This is a genomic window from Bacillus cereus group sp. MG16, assembly GCF_040459875.1.
In the GTDB taxonomy this organism is placed as follows: Bacteria; Bacillota; Bacilli; order Bacillales; family Bacillaceae_G; genus Bacillus_A; species Bacillus_A paranthracis.
In genome coordinates this window covers 3,801,125-3,818,300 of the sequence record NZ_JARVHE010000001.1, presented here as the reverse complement: position 1 = coordinate 3,818,300, position 17,176 = coordinate 3,801,125, and the positions used below count along the sequence as shown (strand labels likewise).

The window sequence follows — 17,176 nt, the reverse complement described above, 5'->3', positions numbered from 1 at the left end:
ATTGTAAAACGGTTTTTAAAACTTTTCAACATAAAATTATAATGATAATCCTTATCAATTAGAGTGTCAACTAATTTCTGCATTATGTCATAAGATTTTCAAAATACGTAAATGTTATTTCGTTTGGTACAATATAATATATACAAGTATATATTGCCCATATGATAAGTTTAATGAGTAACGGTAGAGGGCGCAATCATATCAAAAGTAATTAAGTTAGATTGAAAGGTGGAAGCGGTAATGCAACTGCAATATACTGTATTGTATTGTTTAAAACAATTGAATGGTGAAAGAACCGTTTCTTCTATTTATTATTTATTAAAGGGAAAACGTTCTTCGCAAACGTTACAAGATGGAAATATGTTCCGAATTTCTTTTTTGTTTGGAATATATAAATCGTTAAATAGAAATGAATATGATCGTGAAGTTGCAAAGTTGTTGCAAGCAGATTTGATTCAAGAAATACATGAAAATACATATTTGTTAACACCTAAAGGTAAAAAGCAGTTACATACATGGGAGGAAGGGTATGCTTTTCCAGCCCATTTGCATGGTTTGCACTATGGTGAATTAGGTGAAACGTTTTGGAAAAGATTATCTTTAATTATTCAAACTGTATCTAATTTACAACAGAATAATACGAAGTTTATTCCTATTCAACAAGATACAGAAATAATGGTTTGGGTGAAGCGCTTTTTAACAGGTATGCCATATAGGCGAAGTGAATTGGCGAAAAGATTATGGAAAGAAATACATATTCTTTTAGGGAAATGTGATGTGATAGAAGCGACGATTGTAACATATAGATTAACAGGATATGAACGTATCGGTTGTACATTGCAGCAGTTAGCGGAAATTACGAAACGAGATATTTTCAGGGTGTATTTTTTATTTTGGGGTACAATCCATTTCCTTATACAAGAAGTTCGCGATAAAGAAAATGAATTTCCGTTATTAGCTGAAATTATTTCTTATCCAAATGAGAGAGCTGAATTATTTAGTTTATCGACAAAAAAAACATATAATTTTTGGAGACAAGGGCGCTCATTAGAAGAAATAGCGACAATTAGAAATCTAAAGGTAGCAACGATAGAAGATCATTTTGTTGAAATTGCTTTGCGAGAAAGAGATTTTTCTATTGAGATGTTTATGGAAAAAGACAAAATAGATAAAGTAACAGAAGTAATTGATGCATTACAAACACGTAAGCTGCGTGAGTTGAAACAAGCTGTTGGAGAGGGTATCTCTTATTTTGAAGTTCGTCTTGTATTGGCGCGGATGGAGGGTATAAATGAAACTTGAGGAATATTTATATAGGTGGTTTGGATATTCTGAATTTCGTCCAGGTCAAAAAGGGGTAATTACAGATTTATTGGAAGGAAAAGATGTTATAGCGATGCTTCCGACCGGAAGAGGGAAGTCTATGTGCTATCAACTTCCAGGGCTCATGCAAGAAGGGACAGTACTTGTTGTATCACCATTATTATCTTTGATGGAAGATCAGGTTACACAATTAAAATATGTTGTGAAAAACCGAGTGATAGCATTTAATAGTTTTCGGACATTACATGAAAAAAGAGAAGCAATGAAAAGGTTAGCTTCCTATAAATTTATTTTTGTTTCACCTGAGATGTTGCAGTCGGAATTGTTAATAAGAGAATTGAAGAAAGTTCATATTTCATTATTTGTTGTGGATGAAGCTCATTGTATTTCGCAATGGGGTTATGATTTTAGACCAGATTATAAAAAACTAAATGTAGTTATTGAAAATATCGGGTCTCCTACGGTGCTAGCATTAACTGCAACAGCGACGAAAGATGTACTCCGAGATATAGCAGAGAGTTTGCATTTGGAGAATGTGACGCAGCATGTGTATTCTATTGATCGTCCAAATATAGCAATGGAAGTACAATTTGTGGAGACGATAGAAGAGAAGAAAGAGGCGCTTTTGGAACAGGTGATGTATTTACAAGGGCCGGGGATTGTATATTGTTCAAGCAGAGCGTGGACAGAACGTTTAACGGAATATTTAAGAGGAAAAGGCGTTACTGGTGTCGCTTTCTATCATGGTGGTATGGAACATGAAGAGCGCATGTTAATTCAACAGCAGTTTATGAATGACCAGTTGCAGCTTGTAATATGTACAAGTGCTTTTGGTATGGGAGTAAATAAATCAAATACGAGATACATTATTCATTTCCACTATCCGACTAATATAGCTTCTTATTTACAAGAAATCGGAAGAGCTGGAAGAGATGGTGAACCTAGTATAGCTATTTTACTATGCAGTCCGTTAGATCACGATTTACCAATTTCAATCATTGAAGATGAATTGCCAAGCCAGTCACAAATACAATTTTTATTTTCTTTACTGCAGGAAAGAATGTTTCAAATGAAAGAATTACCAATAGAAGAGGTAGAAGAAATTTGTTATAATGCAGCAAGATTTAATGAACAATATTGGCGTTTCATCCGCTATCATCTTGAAAAGCTTGGAATCATACAACAGAGAAAATTAATATTAGAGAGCTTGTCAGATGAAATTATGACAAGATTAATAGCTGAAGTAGAAATCAGGCTACGTAATAAATATAGTGAGCTAGAAAACATGAAATCATGGATACAAGTGAAAGAATGTAGACGAGAATATTTGCTGCGACAGTTCGGTTACAGAAAAGAGGGCGAGTTAAAGAATTGCTGCGACTACTGTCATATTACAAAAACAGATTATAAAAAAAGACAAGCGCAACAATCGGATTTCGACTATAATTGGGAAACAGAGTTACAAAAGCTTTTCGGTCTAGAAAAGATGGGGGAATGATGAACATTCAAAGGCATAATATTGAAGATATGAGTCCGAAAGAAATAAGGCTGAATCTGTATATCACACAGTTCATTATTATCGGTATCGGTTGTTTACTAGCATATATACTATTCCGAGATATAAAATCGGTGTATAGTCTGTGGAAATGGGAACCGGTGTCTATACTTATAATAGGTGGCTTGTTAGCGATTGGTATTGTGTTATTAGATTATGTTGCAATGCGAGTATTTCCAGAGTCTTGGTTTGATGATGGTGGTATTAATGATAGGATGTTTCAAGGGATGTCGGTTATGCATCTACTTGTTATTACATTCATTATCGGCTTTGCGGAAGAATTTTTATTTAGAGGTGTAGTGCAGACGCACTTTGGAATTGTAATAGCGAGTTTCGTATTTGCAGTGTTACATATTCGGTATATAAAAAAGCCATTTTTGTTTTGTTTCGTCTGTTTCATTAGTTTTGTCTTTGGTTACGTATTTGAATGGACAGGAAATTTGTTTATAACAATCTTTGCACACTTTCTTGTTGATTTTATAATGGGACTCCAATTAAGAAAATAAATGGAAGGTGGTGGTGAACAACATGAGGAAACGAATTCCTGATTTTGAAGAGGAATTAGAAGTTGAGCGAGTGGAAGAAAAAGAAGGTTTACCGCCGCGTAGTGAAATTCATAGAAATAAAGAAAAAAAACAAAAGTTTAAAATGAATCATATTTTCGTTCGAGTTTTAACATTTCTATTCATATTACTACCAATTAGCATCTTATGGTATACAGATAAATATATTCAGGTGAAAAGTGATAGTAATAACGCTGGAAAAAGTGCATTTGAGGTCATTTTCTTTGATTCAGCTAAATCTCAGTCCGAGGCATCATCTGAGAAAGTCGTCACGCATACGGTGAAAGAGGGAGAAACTTTAGAAAGTATAGCGAAGCAATATTTTTCAGATGAAACTGGGATCGAAGTGATTAAAAAGTATAATGATTTACAAAAAGATGAAGTGAATGTAGGTCAAGAATTAAAAATTCCGATAAAAGATAAGTCCACAAAGCGAGAGAGTTAGTAAAATACTTACTATAAAAACTGGGAATTATCTTTATGAGGAAGGGAGTAAAAAATATATGATATGGATTATCTTATTAAGTACTCTCGTTTGTATTGGTATTATATTTCTTCTTGTAATGTATACGGAAGCAACGCGTGATACGGTGCTAGAACATACTTTAATATTTGAAGAATTTCCGAAAAGTTTTCAAAAAGTAAATGTATTCTTTATATCAGATATTCATAGAAGGGGCATTTCGAATTCGTTAATTGAACAAGTAAAAGGAAAAGTAGATCTTGTAATTATTGGTGGTGATTTAGCGGAAAAAGGTGTCCCTTTATCGAAAATCTCTGCAAATATACAAAAGTTAAGAGCGATAGCTCCTGTATATTTTGTATGGGGAAATAATGATTATGAGATTGAATATCATGAATTGGATGCTTTATTATTAGAAAATAATGTGAAAGTTTTAGATAATACAAGAGTTGTATTTGAGTCTGAATTAGGAGAGAAAATTTGTTTGCTCGGTGTAGATGATGTTGGCTTGAAACGTGATCGTTTAGATTTAGCGTTGGCTGATTGTAAAGAAGATGGTTTTCGCATATTAATTAGCCACAACCCTGATATAATAAATAAAATATCTGGAAAAGAACAAATTTCACTTGTGTTAAGTGGACATACACATGGAGGACAGATTCGATTATTCCCATCTAAAAAATATTTAAAAGGTGGCGTATATAAGCATTCAAATATGACTCTTTTTGTTAGTAATGGGTATGGAACAACGTTGGTTCCACTTCGCTTCCGAGCACCTGCTCAAACACATATTATTACGTTATGCGGAGGGAAATGATGCCAACTCTAAACGGAAAATATAACATAAAAGCTGTTTCGAATATAATTGGAATTCAACCAAGTACGCTTCGTGCATGGGAAAGACGATATCAAATTATAGCCCCAAAGCGGAATCACGCGGGGCATCGATTATATACAGAAGAGCATATTCAAATTTTGAAATGGTTAATGGACAAGGTTTCATCCGGCATGATGATTGGACAAGCAGTTCAATTATTAGAAGGGAATCGTTTGCAGAGTAATGTTCAAAATGAAATACATTACGATAGAGAAGTTGTTTTAGTGGACGATTTACTACAAGCTTTGTTAAAATTTGATGAAATTACAACTTCTGCATTGTTAAACGAGGCTTTTAGTATTTATGCAACAGAAAAAGTTATAGCAAGTATTGTTCTTCAAGTGTCAAATAAATTGTTAGCGTTAAAAAATAACAATGAAGTTACAATGGTGCAATTCCAATATGTCGTATCATTTTTACAAACGCGTCTAGGGATGGTATATCATAATGCATCATCGTTTTCTTCTATAGACAAAGTTGTCGTGTTAGAAAGTAATATGTTGAAAGGGTTTGTTTTCTCAACGTATTTACGATTAAAAGGATATGATGTGATATATATTCGGGCAAGCTTAGCGGAAGATAGTATTTCGTTAGCTGTTGAGCAAATAAGACCTAAATATGTAATAATCTCTTTTGATGACGGACGAGAACGGAAGAACGCAATGAGCTATGTGGATTTTTTGCAAGAAAAAAATGAGAACCTTTCTGTTGGGATTATAGGAGAAATAGGTGCTCGAGATCAGTTGAACATTCAAACAAGCCTAATTGGTGATACGAAAGAAGAATGGGATAATTGGTTAAACATGTTAGAATAGTTGTTCGAAAAGAACCATCTATTTTCTATTTCATATAATAAAAATTATATTCATTGGTTGCGTAGGGAGGGTATGAGATGAGGCTGGAACGATTAAATTACAATAAGATAAAAATTTTCTTAACATTTGATGATTTATCTGAAAGAGGATTAACGAAAGAAGATTTGTGGAGAAATGCACCGAAAGTACAGCAATTATTTCGTGATATGATGCAAGAAGCAAATAAAGAATTAGGATTTGAAGCGGATGGTCCGATTGCAGTTGAAGTATTTTCTCTACAAGCGCAAGGAATGGTCGTAATTGTAACGAAAGAACATCAAGAAGCGGATACAGATGATGAGTTTCGTGACGAGTTTATTGAAATGCAAGTGACTCTAGATGAAAGCGAGCATATCCTTTATGAGTTTGCTACACTAGATGACGTAATTAACCTGTCGAATCGTTTATATAACCTTGATGTAACTGGCGGAAAATTATATACGTGGGATGGGCGTTTCTATCTTTGGATGGAAGAAGAGGAGCAAATTCAATTACTGAAGGCAGATTTTATAGCTATTTTAGCGGAATATGGTAATCCGTCTACAGCAACTATTTATCGTCTAATGGAGTATGGTAAAGAATTAATGGCTTCTCAAGCAATTGAACAAATACACAATTACTTTGTGAAAAAACAAAACCTTAGCTAATGTAACATAGCTAAGGTTTTGTTTTTTTTACCTTACTTAAATGTATCTTTTCAAAGTACTGTACATGAATACAATAAAAAATATTTAAATATTTAAGTATTTTACTTTTCTAAAAGTAATAAAAGGACTATAATGATAGTGAAAACGCTTGCAAAAGAAAATACTTTGTATATATTTGTTAGCGTTTTCTATTGCATTCCAAATTTAACGGTGTATACTAGGCAATGAAGGTTTACTAAACAAGTGAAATTACAGGGGGTTTACTTACTATGGTAGCCGAAAAGGGAACTCAAACAAAAACACAACAACAAAGGGAACAACATTTTGAACTATTGAATTCAACACAAATTGTTATCAGTGAAGCGTTAGAAAAATTGGGTTATCCAAACGAAGTATATGAATTATTAAAAGAACCAGTTCGTATGATGACAGTGAAAATACCAGTTCGTATGGATGACGGGACTGTTAAAATATTTACAGGATATCGTGCACAACATAATGATGCTGTTGGTCCAACGAAAGGTGGAATTCGCTTCCATCCGAATGTAACAGAAAACGAAGTGAAAGCACTTTCAATTTGGATGAGTTTAAAATGTGGTATTGTCGATTTACCATATGGCGGAGGTAAAGGTGGAATTATCTGTGACCCACGTGAAATGTCATTCCGTGAGTTAGAAAGATTAAGCCGCGGTTATGTACGAGCAATTAGTCAAATCGTAGGGCCGACGAAAGATATTCCAGCTCCAGATGTATTCACAAACTCTCAAATTATGGCATGGATGATGGATGAGTATAGCCGTATCGATGAATTTAACTCACCAGGATTTATTACAGGTAAGCCACTTGTATTAGGTGGATCACATGGACGTGAAACAGCAACGGCGAAAGGTGTTACAATTTGTATTCGCGAAGCTGCAAAAAAACGCGACATTGATATTAAAGGTGCACGCGTTGTTGTTCAAGGATTCGGTAATGCTGGTAGCTTCTTAGCTAAATTTATGCATGATGCAGGTGCAAAAGTTATTGCAATCTCAGATGCTTACGGCGCATTGCATGATCCAAATGGATTAGATATTGATTATTTATTAGACCGTCGTGATAGCTTCGGTACAGTAACAAAACTATTTAATAATACAATTTCAAACAAAGAATTGTTAGAACTTGATTGTGACATTTTAGTTCCAGCTGCAATTGAGAATCAAATTACAGAAGAAAATGCTAATGATATTAAAGCAAAAATTGTTGTTGAAGCTGCAAATGGTCCAACAACATTAGAAGCAACTAAAATTTTAACAGATCGCGGAATTTTACTTGTTCCAGACGTATTAGCGAGTGCTGGTGGGGTAACAGTATCTTACTTTGAGTGGGTACAAAATAACCAAGGTTACTACTGGACTGAAGAAGAAGTAGAACAACGTTTAGAAAAAGTAATGGTAAGATCATTTGATTCTATTTATGAAACAGCACAAGTTCGTAAAGTGAATATGCGCTTAGCAGCGTATATGGTCGGTGTTCGTAAAATGGCTGAAGCAAGTCGCTTCAGAGGTTGGGTATAATATTATATTGTGAGAAAACGTGATTCCTTTCGAGGGAATCACGTTTTTTTGTTGAAGTATTAGAGTGAGGTGTTGTAAATGGGAAATGAAATGATGGAACGGGTAGAACAATTAGAAGAAAAGGTTAAGAGGTTAGAGGGAGAACTCGTAAAAACGAAGCAAGACCGAAAAGCAAGTACCGCTCGGGTGTTCGGAGAAGGATTATTGTTTTTAATATTTGGTGCGGTTGTAGTAGGACCGATTATCGCTTTTATATTAGTAATTATTAATTGGTTTGTTGAAAAATAAAATAAAAACAAAAAGAACGCTTGTTCTGCACGAACAAACGTGCTATACTCTCCTTAGATAAACAAAACGGAAATGATTTTAAGGAGAGATAAATGATGAAAATGACAGTAGACCAAAGATTTATGATGCCAGCAGATGTTGTAGAACGAGTGGAAGTATTAAGAAACAAACAAAGTAAGCGCGGCACATTATTACAATCAGTAAATAAATTTTTCGGTTTAGATACGAAAGAAGATTGTGTTTGGTTTTACGGTTTTTATGGAGTTGCTGTAAGTATTTTATTATTTATGGTGTTCACATCAAATATTTTCGATTTTCTCTTCGCGTAAGAAATATGCTATAAGGACATTGCTACCGAATACATATATAAAGAAGTAAGGTAATCTTCTGAAGCGGGAGTTGGTAGTAATGGCGATGTTTCCTATAGAGCGTAACTATATTGGATATGGAAGTTCACGACCGGGTATTCCTCTTTCTAAAGTAAGGTTTATTGTAAGTCATGATACGGGGAATCCTGGTAGCAATGCGATTGGGAATCGGGATTATTTTAATGAAATACAGCCGAAAGCTTCGGCACATACATTTATAGATGATAAAACGATATTGGAAATTATTCCTATAAATGAAGTTGCCTACCATGTTCGATATGGTGTGCCGACAGATAATGACTTATATGGGTATGATGCCAATAAGGCTGCCATTGGAGTAGAGCTTTGTTATTGTGGTGATGTTAACTTTTGGGAAGCATATACCCGTTTTACGTGGTATCATGCGTATTTATGTCAAAACTTCGGCTTGAATCCGAAAAAAGATATCGTATCACATAAAACACTTGACCTAGCTAGAAAGATTGATCCTGAAAATGTATTAGGGAAACAAGGTATTAAATTTCAGCAGTTTTTAGCAGATGTCTATCGGATGTACGTTTCGTTTAGATGACAAATATATGAAAAATGAATACAATAAAGATAGGTGCCTACTGCTGTAAGTAGGTTTTTTCTTGTTTTTATAAATAGTGTATTGGTAGAAGACTAGGAGTGAACCGAGTATGCAGAAAGAAACAGCTATTATAATTGGAGGCGGTCCGTGCGGATTAGCAGCAGCAATTTCGTTGCAAAAGGTAGGGATAAATCCGTTAGTAATTGAAAAAGGAAACATTGTAAATGCAATTTATAATTATCCAACTCATCAAACATTTTTCTCCTCTAGTGAAAAATTAGAAATTGGTGATGTAGCTTTTATTACAGAAAATCGTAAGCCTGTTCGAAATCAAGCGCTTGCGTATTATCGTGAAGTAGTAAAGCGTAAATCTGTACGTGTAAATGCTTTTGAACGAGTGGAGAACGTTCAAAAAGATGGAGAAGCTTTTCAGGTTGAGACGACAAAGCGTGACGGAAGTAAAGAAATATATATAGCGAAATATATTGTAGTAGCAACTGGATATTATGACAATCCAAATTATATGAATGTTCCTGGTGAGGAATTGAAGAAGGTAGCTCACTATTTTAAAGAAGGACATCCTTATTTTGATCGAGATGTAGTCGTTATAGGTGGGAAAAACTCGAGTGTAGATGCCGCTTTAGAGCTTGTGAAAGCTGGTGCGCGTGTAACGGTTTTATATCGCGGAAGTGAGTATTCACCAAGTATAAAGCCGTGGATTTTGCCAGAGTTTGAGGCGTTAGTCCGAAATGGTACAATTGATATGCATTTCGGGGCTCATGTGAAAGAAATTACTGAACATACATTAACGTATACAGTTGATGGCGAAGCATATACAATCCAAAATGATTTTGTATTTGCGATGACTGGTTACCATCCTGATCATAGTTTCTTAACAAAGATGGGTGTTCGGATTGATGAAGAGACAGGACGTCCAATTTATGCAGAGGATACGATGGAAACGAACGCTGAAAATATTTTCATTGCAGGTGTAATTGCTGCTGGAAATAATGCAAATGAAATATTTATTGAGAACGGTCGATTTCATGGGGATGCGATTGCGCAAACCATTGCAACAAGAGAAATATAAAAAGAAGCTGTCGGAATAAACTTCGACAGCTTCTTTTTTAATCGTGCATAAACATGTTTTGGATTGCTTCATGAGAAGTTGTATTCTCTAATGCAACTAATAATTTAATACGTGCTTTTTGAGCGTTTAAACCGTATGTGAATACAATACCCATATCTTTTAATTGTTTGCCGCCACCTTCATATGAATATACATCTTGAACGATCCCGTTGAAACAGCGAGAAACTAATACGACAGGAATTCCTTTATTTATTAGCCGTTCTAGACTAGGAAGTGTTCTTGGAGGTAAATTACCTTGTCCAAGCGCTTCAATAACAATCCCGTCTACCGGAAGATTTTCAATTGCTGCTAACAATGTATCGTCCATACCAGCGTACGCTTTTAGAACGACTACATTTTTAGAAACCTTATTTACTGAATATGTTTCGTGATGTACTAAAGCATGGTGGAATACAACACCACGTTTTGTTACCATACCGATTGGTCCATACTGTGGACTTTGGAATGTTGCTACATTACTTGTATGTGTTTTCGTTACGTTTGTAGCGCAATGAATTTCGTCGTTTAATACGACTAAAACGCCTTTTTCGGCAGCTTCACTACTGCTAGCGACTTTTACAGCTGATAAGAAGTTATATAGACCATCAGCACCTAATTCATTGCTAGAGCGCATTGCGCCTGTTACAACGATCGGAATAGTTGCTTGTACTGTTAAATCTAAGAAGTAGGCTGTTTCTTCTAATGTATCCGTACCATGCGTAATGACTACGCCATGAATGTTGTCTTGTTTTACTCTTTCATCAATGATGACTTGTAATTGTAACATTTCGCTCGGTGTCATATGAGGAGATGGTAGATGAAACACATCTTCAACGATTAAATCAACATCGTCTTCTAAATCAGGAATGAATTTTAAAAGAGGATTTTTTTCACCTGGTTGTACGACCCCAGTTTCTTTATCTTCCTCCATTGCAATTGTTCCACCTGTGTGTAAAACTAGGATTCTTTTCAATGCTTATACCCCTTTCAAGTAAAAAAATACATTTAGAACATAACATGTTTTGAGTAAATTCGACAATGGAAATGTATAAAAGTATGCCTCGAAAATGACAATAAAATGAAATGCTATATGTACGATGTATAAAATTACGAAACGAAATGTGCAAATACAGTATAGGAGGGAGCCATTACGTTGAAAAAGATGGAGAGAATGCTTATTCGTATATTAATAATACAATTCATTTGTCTTTCTGTTGTGCAATTGTTATTTATACATAAGTCATCAGTGAAATATTTATCTAAAATTGTTTATTATGAAGGTGTCATGGTAAAAAACAAAGCAGAAATCTTACGGGTGAATAGGTAGTTTTCATTTTCTTCTATGAAGGATTATGCTACAATAATTGAGGATTTAATGACGTGAAGCAAATGAGAAGAAGCAGGAGAATACCTGCTTTTCGTTTTGTTTTATAAGTGAAAAAATGAGGTGTTACAATGGATAAACGAATTTCAATTGCTATAGATGGTCCAGCAGCGGCTGGAAAAAGTACAGTTGCGAAAGTTGTGGCGAAGAAGCTTTCTTACGTTTATATTGATACAGGCGCAATGTATCGTACAATTACATATGCAGCCCTTGAGCAAAAAGTGGACATTGAAAATGAAGAGCAGTTAATGGAAGTTGTAAAAAATGTGAAAATTGAGTTTCTGCAAGGAGAAAATACACAACTTGTATTTTTAAATGGACAAGATGTTTCGGAAGTCATTCGTACACCTGAGGTGACGAATCGAGTATCGATTGTGGCAAAACATCGCCTTGTTCGTGAAGAAATGGTACGTCGTCAACAAGAGTTAGCAGAAAAAGGCGGCGTTGTAATGGATGGCCGTGATATTGGTACACATGTGTTACCAGATGCTGAAGTGAAGATCTTTATGCTTGCTTCTGTTGAAGAAAGAGCAGAGAGAAGACATTTAGAAAATATGAATAAAGGCTTCGATTCTAATTTAGAGCAGTTAAAAGAAGAAATTGCTCAGCGTGATAAATTAGATTCAGAACGTGAAGTTTCTCCTCTAAAAAAAGCTGATGATGCATTGGAATTAGATACAACTTCTTTATCAATTGAAGAAGTTGTCCAAAAGATTATGAGTATTGTTTCAGGAGTGTTTGCGAAATAAAGAAAGGGCATAGCCCCTTTCTTTTTTTATTTATGAAATGTAAAGGATACGTGAATTGTGAGTCTCTTTCCTTGACAAATAATCAGATTTGTAAGAAGTTAATAAAAGAGGGATAAAACTTTCAGAATATATTCGCTATTATATTTCAAAACATACTTTCTTCAAGATGATTTTGCTGTATACTATTTATATAGGTTTAATATATTTTCTAGTGAAATGTATGAAGCTTACGTATGTGATGATAAATTCTTAAACATGCAAATGAAAACAATTGTTTTCATTTCGTATATACATAAAAAATGCTTTGTCAATTCTGTAGGGAGGTATTTCCATGGTAGAGAAAATGAATGAAGAAGTTATGGATTCAAAAGAATTACAAGTTGGTGACGTTGTTACAGGTTCTGTAACGAAAGTTGAAGAGAAACAAGTGCTTGTAAATGTTGGATACAAAACAGATGGCGTAATTCCAATTAGTGAATTAGCTAACGTTCATATTGAAAAAGCAAGCGATGTTGTAGAATTAGATCAAACACTAGAATTAAAGGTTATTAAGTTAGAAGAGGATGATCTTGTATTATCTAAACGTGCTGTTGATGCAGAAAAAGCATGGGTAGAATTACAAGAGAAATTTACTTCTGGTCACGTATTTGATGTTACCGTAAAAGATATCGTGAATGGTGGATTAGTTGTGGACCTTGGTGTTCGTGGTTTTATACCAGCTTCACTTGTAGAAGTACATTATGTAGAAGATTTTACTGACTATAAAGGCAAAACATTAGCCGTGAAAATTGTTGAATTGGACCGTGAAAAAAATCGTGTGATTCTTTCGCATAAAGCGGTAGTAGAATTAGAACTAGATTCTAAGAAGAAAGAAGCAATTTCTTCATTAAAAGAAGGCGACGTTGTTGAAGGGACAGTACAACGACTAACGGATTTTGGTGCTTTCGTTAATGTTGGCGGTGTGGACGGTTTAGTTCATATTTCACAAATTTCACACGAACGTGTAGAGCAACCTTCTGAAGTATTAGAGCAAGGTCAAAAGGTAAAGGTGAAGGTGTTATCTGTGGATGCTGATACACAACGTATTTCTTTATCAATTAAAGCAGCTCAACCAGGACCTTGGGAAAATATTGCTGGTGAAGTAAAAGCTGGTGATATTCGTGAGGGAATAGTAAAACGTCTTGTTACATTTGGTGCATTCGTTGAAATTTTACCTGGCGTCGAAGGTCTTGTGCATGTATCTCAAATTGCAAATCGTCACGTGAAAAATCCAAATGAAGTATTAGAAATGGGACAAGAAGTAAAAGTGAAAGTGCTTGAAGTTCATGTAGCAGAGAAACGTATTTCTTTAAGTATAAAAGAAGCGCTTGAGGAAAATAATGTAACTGAAGATTATAGTCAGTATGAACCGAATGCTGATTCTGCTACTTTCCAATTAAGTGACATTATTGGTGAACAACTGAAAAAATTAAAAAAATAAAGAGGGGTACAAGTGGTAAGGGCAAAACGTAAATTAGATCATATTGAATACGCTCTTTCTACTGGTCAGTCTCGTACGCATGGCTTTCATGATATTGATTTTGTGCATCAAAGCTTGCCAAATTCAAATTATGACACAATAACATGTGAAACAAAAATCGGCGAACTTTCACTAAGTTCGCCGATTTTTATCAATGCGATGACTGGTGGTGGAGGAGAGAAAACGTTACATATTAATGAGCAATTAGCATATGTAGCGAAACATCATAATCTTGCTATGGCTGTAGGATCGCAAATGGCTGCGTTAAAAGATGAAAGTGAGGCTGCTTCTTATAAGATAATTAGAAAGGTAAATCCACATGGGGTTTTCTTTGCTAATTTAGGTAGTGAGGCAACTACTGAGCAGGCAGAGCGTGCCGTTGATATGATTGAAGCGAACGCATTACAAATTCATTTAAATGTCATACAAGAGTTAACGATGCCAGAAGGAGACCGTGACTTTACTGGTGTGCTTCAGCGTGTTGAGAAAATTGTTTTAAATAGTAAAGTTCCTGTCATTGTGAAAGAAGTTGGATTTGGAATGAGTAAGGAAACAATGCAACAGTTAGCGAGCATAGGTGTAACGGCAATTGATATTGGCGGACAAGGTGGTACGAATTTTGCTGCTGTTGAAAATGAAAGAAGACAGCGAATGCTTTCTTATTTTAATAACTGGGGCATACAAACAGCAACCTCGATTATTGAAGCAACCTCTACAAATAATAACCTCTCTTTTATTGCATCTGGGGGTATACAAACAGCGCTTGACGTAGCGAAAGCAATCGCATTAGGGGCGAATACAACTGCTTTTGCTGGATACTTTTTACGCATTTTAATGCAAGATGGCATCGAGAAGTTAGTGGATGAAATTGATCTTCTACATACAGATTTGAAATTTATTATGACAGCTCTTGGCGCGAAGACGATAGAAGAGTTACAATCTGTACCTCTTGTTGTAAAGGGCGAAACGTATCATTGGTTAACGCAGCGTGGTATTGATACGACGCATTATAGTAGGAGATAAAAAATCAACCGTTTGGTTGATTTTTTTGTTTTCTATTCATTTTAGTAATATAAAGCGAGGGATGGAATTGATATTCTAGAAAAATGAAATAATTCCTATATATAAACAGTATCTTGTAAAATTTGCGACTGAGAAATGTAGATAATGTGCCATTGAATTATTGCAGAAGATTTAATTTTTCTAAGAAAAATAGGTATGGATAAAAATAAAGTTTAGAAAGATTTGTATGTGAAATGTTATTTCAATATGAATAGAAATTATGAAGAAATATGTAAAAGACGGTTTCGTACAATATCGAAACCGTCTTTTTGTATTCATTAGTGCTGATTCTGTTTTCGAGCTTGCTCAGGTGTATCAAGTCCAGTTGCACCCGGATATTGTAGTGATTGGTCACGATCAGATTCAACGCGGCGAGATTCTCTTAGTTTTCGTTCTTGACGATCTTTACCCATAATGAATAGCACCTCCTTATTAAAAGTGTTGCTGTTATATGAAAAAACTATGCGCGAAGAAAGTGGATTAACTTTCATAAAAAGTTCCCATAATGGAAAACATAGGAGGTGAAATGATGGAAGGGAGTACTTTTTATTTTGTAGCTTGGATAGGGTGGATTGTCGTAACATTTTTTATGAAAAAGGACTCTATTCGGTGGAAGATAAGCGCCTGTATATTGATTTTTATTATTTGTTCTCCGTTACATGTAACGATTGCTGCATTCACAGTATCAGTAAATGCACTTTTACTTTCTGGTATAGCTTTTATAGGACTCACGCTCTATTCTATTTGGAAAAAATTATATAGCTTACTTTCGGCACTTATTATTGCAATGTTATATACAAGTTTTCATTTGTTAGAAGTATATGATCCAATTTGGATTGTGGTGGACAGGTTGTTTTTGTTAAGTAGTGCTCTTGTATATGCATCCGTTTTATTACATGAGGATCGCATATTACGACTATGTTCTCTTTATATAGGAATGTTACAGGGAGAATTGTTTGTGACAATTATTTTTCGGAAACTGCATTTTCCTTACGATTACGGTAGTTTAGCGTTTTTTGATATCGTTGCTGTTTCTACATTATTCATGGCAATTTTATTTTGGATTGCGAAAGTCTCCGTACACATGGAACAGTTTAAGAGGAAAACACGTAAAAGAAAGGCGAGGGTAATACATGATTGAATATACACCGGCCATTTTATGCGGCGTAATAGCAGGGACAGTAACGAGAGTGCTCATGCTTCGGACAGATACCCGGCAATATCCGACGAGGCTCCACGGGAAAATTATTCATATTGCGATGGGGTTAATTGCGGCGGCTTTAGGAGCGATTGCAATTCCGTCTATATTGAAAAAAGATTTTTCTGCCATTACGTTTCTTACGTTAGCAGCAACACAGTTTCGTGATGTGCGTAATATGGAAAGAAATACATTGCAACAATTAGATGGTTATGAGCTTGTACCACGTGGGAATACATATATTGAAGGAATTGCATTAGTTTTTGAAAGTCGCAACTATTTGGCGATGTTAACGTCGTTTGTAACGACGTTTGCTTATATAGGGTTCCGTTCATGGATTGCTGGAGTAGTTATGGCTATCATCGCATTTTTTATCGCGAAAAAATTAATGTCTGGTAAGAGGTTGCATGATCTTGTTGATATCGAGCATGTTCCACTTCGTTTTGAAGGAGCGGGGCTGTATATTGATAATATTTACATTATGAATATTGGATTGCCAGCAAGACAAGAGGAAATTATGAAGTATGGAATGGGTTTTATTTTAAGACCGAAATCAATTGATGCGATGGTGACAATCTCTAACTTAGGACAACGACAAGCTATTTTACATGATGTTTCTGTTGCTTTAGGAATTTATAGAGATTCTGGTACGCCGGCACTTGTACCGTTAGCAAAGCGTGATTTAGAGGATGGCAGGGTTGGAATCTTTGTCTTGCCACAAGATCAAGATGCGGAGAAAGCGATAGGTGTCATAGGGAACGTGCCGACGTTAGAAAGTGCTGTTCATATGTCATCGGAAGCCCCGAAAGGAAGGGGAGATAAGAGATGATGCTAGAAAGTGTAATTCTTGCAGTTATTACAACGACCCCGGAGAAATTTGCTGGTGGTGCCCCTCTGTTTACTTGTGAATCGACAGAGGAATTAGAATTTGTTGCAAATAATTTAGAGGCAATTCTAGATGGCATTGCGCATCGCTTACAAGAGAATGTATATATTATTGTGAAACATTAGCAACGTGTGTTATAATGTGAGGTGTTTTGATACGTTGAGAAATATTCTGGAATGCAAAT

The 17,176-nt window shown here is 35.1% G+C and carries 21 protein-coding genes; 19 read left to right on the top strand and 2 right to left on the bottom strand.

What is annotated here, in order from left to right; all coding sequences use genetic code 11:
• Nucleotides 1-240: 240 nt before the first annotated feature.
• The 12 genes from QCI73_RS19765 to QCI73_RS19710 all read left to right on the top strand — a co-directional run bounded on the left by QCI73_RS19765 (nt 241) and on the right by QCI73_RS19710 (nt 10,155).
• Entirely contained in the window at nt 241-1,302 is a 1,062-nt protein-coding gene (locus tag QCI73_RS19765; RefSeq protein WP_070805606.1) for a YpbB family protein, read from the top strand.
• Nucleotides 1,292-2,821 carry a RecQ family ATP-dependent DNA helicase gene (locus tag QCI73_RS19760; RefSeq protein WP_353823597.1) on the top strand — a complete coding sequence of 510 codons (1,530 nt, stop codon included), beginning with the start codon at nt 1,292-1,294 and terminating at the stop codon, nt 2,819-2,821. Before QCI73_RS19765 ends, QCI73_RS19760 begins: the two co-directional genes overlap by 11 nt.
• Nucleotides 2,821-3,384 carry a CPBP family intramembrane glutamic endopeptidase gene (locus QCI73_RS19755; RefSeq protein ID WP_001025765.1) on the top strand — a complete coding sequence of 188 codons (564 nt, stop codon included), beginning with the start codon at nt 2,821-2,823 and terminating at the stop codon, nt 3,382-3,384. The genes QCI73_RS19760 and QCI73_RS19755 overlap by 1 nt, the downstream gene beginning before the upstream one ends.
• A 22-nt stretch (nt 3,385-3,406) precedes the next feature.
• Nucleotides 3,407-3,886, top strand: a complete 480-nt coding sequence (locus QCI73_RS19750) for a LysM peptidoglycan-binding domain-containing protein (protein ID WP_070805608.1) — start codon at nt 3,407-3,409, stop codon at nt 3,884-3,886.
• Nucleotides 3,887-3,944: 58 nt separating this feature from the next.
• The gene (locus QCI73_RS19745) at nt 3,945-4,721 is read left to right on the top strand and encodes a metallophosphoesterase (RefSeq protein ID WP_070805609.1); all 777 of its coding nucleotides are present in this window, start codon (nt 3,945-3,947) and stop codon (nt 4,719-4,721) included.
• The gene (locus QCI73_RS19740; RefSeq protein ID WP_353823596.1) at nt 4,721-5,596 is read left to right on the top strand and encodes a MerR family transcriptional regulator; all 876 of its coding nucleotides are present in this window, start codon (nt 4,721-4,723) and stop codon (nt 5,594-5,596) included. The genes QCI73_RS19745 and QCI73_RS19740 overlap by 1 nt, the downstream gene beginning before the upstream one ends.
• Before the next feature lie 77 nt (nt 5,597-5,673).
• Nucleotides 5,674-6,282 (top strand): genetic competence negative regulator, encoded by a 609-nt coding sequence (locus tag QCI73_RS19735; RefSeq protein ID WP_001235392.1) that lies wholly within the window; start codon nt 5,674-5,676, stop codon nt 6,280-6,282.
• A gap of 269 nt (nt 6,283-6,551) precedes the next feature.
• Nucleotides 6,552-7,838 carry an NAD-specific glutamate dehydrogenase gene (gudB, locus tag QCI73_RS19730; protein WP_000225176.1) on the top strand — a complete coding sequence of 429 codons (1,287 nt, stop codon included), beginning with the start codon at nt 6,552-6,554 and terminating at the stop codon, nt 7,836-7,838.
• A 78-nt stretch (nt 7,839-7,916) separates the two neighbouring features.
• Entirely contained in the window at nt 7,917-8,126 is a 210-nt protein-coding gene (locus QCI73_RS19725) for a hypothetical protein (RefSeq protein ID WP_000526183.1), read from the top strand.
• Between the two features lie 92 nt (nt 8,127-8,218).
• The gene (locus QCI73_RS19720; protein WP_001983018.1) at nt 8,219-8,455 is read left to right on the top strand and encodes a DUF3961 domain-containing protein; all 237 of its coding nucleotides are present in this window, start codon (nt 8,219-8,221) and stop codon (nt 8,453-8,455) included.
• A gap of 79 nt (nt 8,456-8,534) precedes the next feature.
• The gene (locus QCI73_RS19715) at nt 8,535-9,065 is read left to right on the top strand and encodes a peptidoglycan recognition protein family protein (RefSeq protein ID WP_353823595.1); all 531 of its coding nucleotides are present in this window, start codon (nt 8,535-8,537) and stop codon (nt 9,063-9,065) included.
• 109 nt (nt 9,066-9,174) lie between these two features.
• Complete coding sequence (locus tag QCI73_RS19710; protein ID WP_138322254.1) at nt 9,175-10,155, top strand: YpdA family putative bacillithiol disulfide reductase; 981 nt, start codon at nt 9,175-9,177, stop codon at nt 10,153-10,155.
• Between the two features lie 37 nt (nt 10,156-10,192).
• On the opposite strand, the gene ansA is transcribed toward QCI73_RS19710, so the two are convergent.
• A complete protein-coding gene (ansA, locus tag QCI73_RS19705; RefSeq protein ID WP_000822000.1) occupies nt 10,193-11,167 on the bottom strand; it encodes an asparaginase in 975 nt (324 codons plus the stop codon).
• A gap of 180 nt (nt 11,168-11,347) precedes the next feature.
• On the opposite strand from ansA, the gene QCI73_RS19700 reads away from it, so the two are divergent.
• From QCI73_RS19700 to QCI73_RS19685, 4 genes are all read left to right on the top strand, one after another.
• A complete protein-coding gene (locus QCI73_RS19700; RefSeq protein ID WP_014893178.1) occupies nt 11,348-11,521 on the top strand; it encodes a YpfB family protein in 174 nt (57 codons plus the stop codon).
• 128 nt (nt 11,522-11,649) lie between these two features.
• Nucleotides 11,650-12,327, top strand: a complete 678-nt coding sequence (gene cmk, locus QCI73_RS19695; protein WP_262725968.1) for a (d)CMP kinase — start codon at nt 11,650-11,652, stop codon at nt 12,325-12,327.
• A gap of 331 nt (nt 12,328-12,658) precedes the next feature.
• Entirely contained in the window at nt 12,659-13,807 is a 1,149-nt protein-coding gene (gene rpsA, locus QCI73_RS19690; protein ID WP_000229565.1) for a 30S ribosomal protein S1, read from the top strand.
• A 12-nt stretch (nt 13,808-13,819) separates the two neighbouring features.
• The gene (locus tag QCI73_RS19685; RefSeq protein ID WP_000251030.1) at nt 13,820-14,869 is read left to right on the top strand and encodes a type 2 isopentenyl-diphosphate Delta-isomerase; all 1,050 of its coding nucleotides are present in this window, start codon (nt 13,820-13,822) and stop codon (nt 14,867-14,869) included.
• Between the two features lie 317 nt (nt 14,870-15,186).
• On the opposite strand, the gene QCI73_RS19680 is transcribed toward QCI73_RS19685, so the two are convergent.
• The gene (locus QCI73_RS19680) at nt 15,187-15,321 is read right to left on the bottom strand and encodes a YpzI family protein (protein ID WP_000513900.1); all 135 of its coding nucleotides are present in this window, start codon (nt 15,319-15,321) and stop codon (nt 15,187-15,189) included.
• A 116-nt stretch (nt 15,322-15,437) separates the two neighbouring features.
• Here QCI73_RS19680 and QCI73_RS19675 point away from each other — a divergent pair, with 116 nt between their 5' ends.
• From QCI73_RS19675 to QCI73_RS19665, 3 genes are read left to right on the top strand one after another with little or no spacing between them, the layout of a single operon-like run.
• Nucleotides 15,438-16,049 carry a YphA family membrane protein gene (locus QCI73_RS19675; protein ID WP_000399217.1) on the top strand — a complete coding sequence of 204 codons (612 nt, stop codon included), beginning with the start codon at nt 15,438-15,440 and terminating at the stop codon, nt 16,047-16,049.
• Nucleotides 16,042-16,935, top strand: a complete 894-nt coding sequence (locus tag QCI73_RS19670) for a YIEGIA family protein (RefSeq protein WP_000575281.1) — start codon at nt 16,042-16,044, stop codon at nt 16,933-16,935. The genes QCI73_RS19675 and QCI73_RS19670 overlap by 8 nt, the downstream gene beginning before the upstream one ends.
• Complete coding sequence (locus tag QCI73_RS19665) at nt 16,932-17,117, top strand: capping complex subunit for YIEGIA (protein ID WP_000979054.1); 186 nt, start codon at nt 16,932-16,934, stop codon at nt 17,115-17,117. Before QCI73_RS19670 ends, QCI73_RS19665 begins: the two co-directional genes overlap by 4 nt.
• Nucleotides 17,118-17,176: the final 59 nt, after the last annotated feature.

Excerpts from the sequence above, each read along its gene's own strand:
- QCI73_RS19670 (WP_000575281.1), top strand. The coding sequence starts at position 16,042 with ATGATTGAATATACACCGGCCATTTTATGCGGCGTAATAGCAGGGACA.
- QCI73_RS19665 (WP_000979054.1), top strand. The coding sequence starts at position 16,932 with ATGATGCTAGAAAGTGTAATTCTTGCAGTTATTACAACGACCCCGGAG.
- QCI73_RS19750 (WP_070805608.1), top strand. The coding sequence starts at position 3,407 with ATGAGGAAACGAATTCCTGATTTTGAAGAGGAATTAGAAGTTGAGCGA.
- QCI73_RS19675 (WP_000399217.1), top strand. The coding sequence starts at position 15,438 with ATGGAAGGGAGTACTTTTTATTTTGTAGCTTGGATAGGGTGGATTGTC.
- QCI73_RS19740 (WP_353823596.1), top strand. The coding sequence starts at position 4,721 with ATGCCAACTCTAAACGGAAAATATAACATAAAAGCTGTTTCGAATATA.
- gudB (WP_000225176.1), top strand. The coding sequence starts at position 6,552 with ATGGTAGCCGAAAAGGGAACTCAAACAAAAACACAACAACAAAGGGAA.
- QCI73_RS19720 (WP_001983018.1), top strand. The coding sequence starts at position 8,219 with ATGATGAAAATGACAGTAGACCAAAGATTTATGATGCCAGCAGATGTT.
- cmk (WP_262725968.1), top strand. The coding sequence starts at position 11,650 with ATGGATAAACGAATTTCAATTGCTATAGATGGTCCAGCAGCGGCTGGA.
- QCI73_RS19735 (WP_001235392.1), top strand. The coding sequence starts at position 5,674 with ATGAGGCTGGAACGATTAAATTACAATAAGATAAAAATTTTCTTAACA.
- QCI73_RS19755 (WP_001025765.1), top strand. The coding sequence starts at position 2,821 with ATGAACATTCAAAGGCATAATATTGAAGATATGAGTCCGAAAGAAATA.
- QCI73_RS19765 (WP_070805606.1), top strand. The coding sequence starts at position 241 with ATGCAACTGCAATATACTGTATTGTATTGTTTAAAACAATTGAATGGT.
- QCI73_RS19680 (WP_000513900.1), bottom strand. The coding sequence starts at position 15,321 with ATGGGTAAAGATCGTCAAGAACGAAAACTAAGAGAATCTCGCCGCGTT.
- QCI73_RS19745 (WP_070805609.1), top strand. The coding sequence starts at position 3,945 with ATGATATGGATTATCTTATTAAGTACTCTCGTTTGTATTGGTATTATA.
- QCI73_RS19710 (WP_138322254.1), top strand. The coding sequence starts at position 9,175 with ATGCAGAAAGAAACAGCTATTATAATTGGAGGCGGTCCGTGCGGATTA.
- QCI73_RS19760 (WP_353823597.1), top strand. The coding sequence starts at position 1,292 with ATGAAACTTGAGGAATATTTATATAGGTGGTTTGGATATTCTGAATTT.
- QCI73_RS19725 (WP_000526183.1), top strand. The coding sequence starts at position 7,917 with ATGGGAAATGAAATGATGGAACGGGTAGAACAATTAGAAGAAAAGGTT.
- rpsA (WP_000229565.1), top strand. The coding sequence starts at position 12,659 with ATGGTAGAGAAAATGAATGAAGAAGTTATGGATTCAAAAGAATTACAA.
- QCI73_RS19715 (WP_353823595.1), top strand. The coding sequence starts at position 8,535 with ATGGCGATGTTTCCTATAGAGCGTAACTATATTGGATATGGAAGTTCA.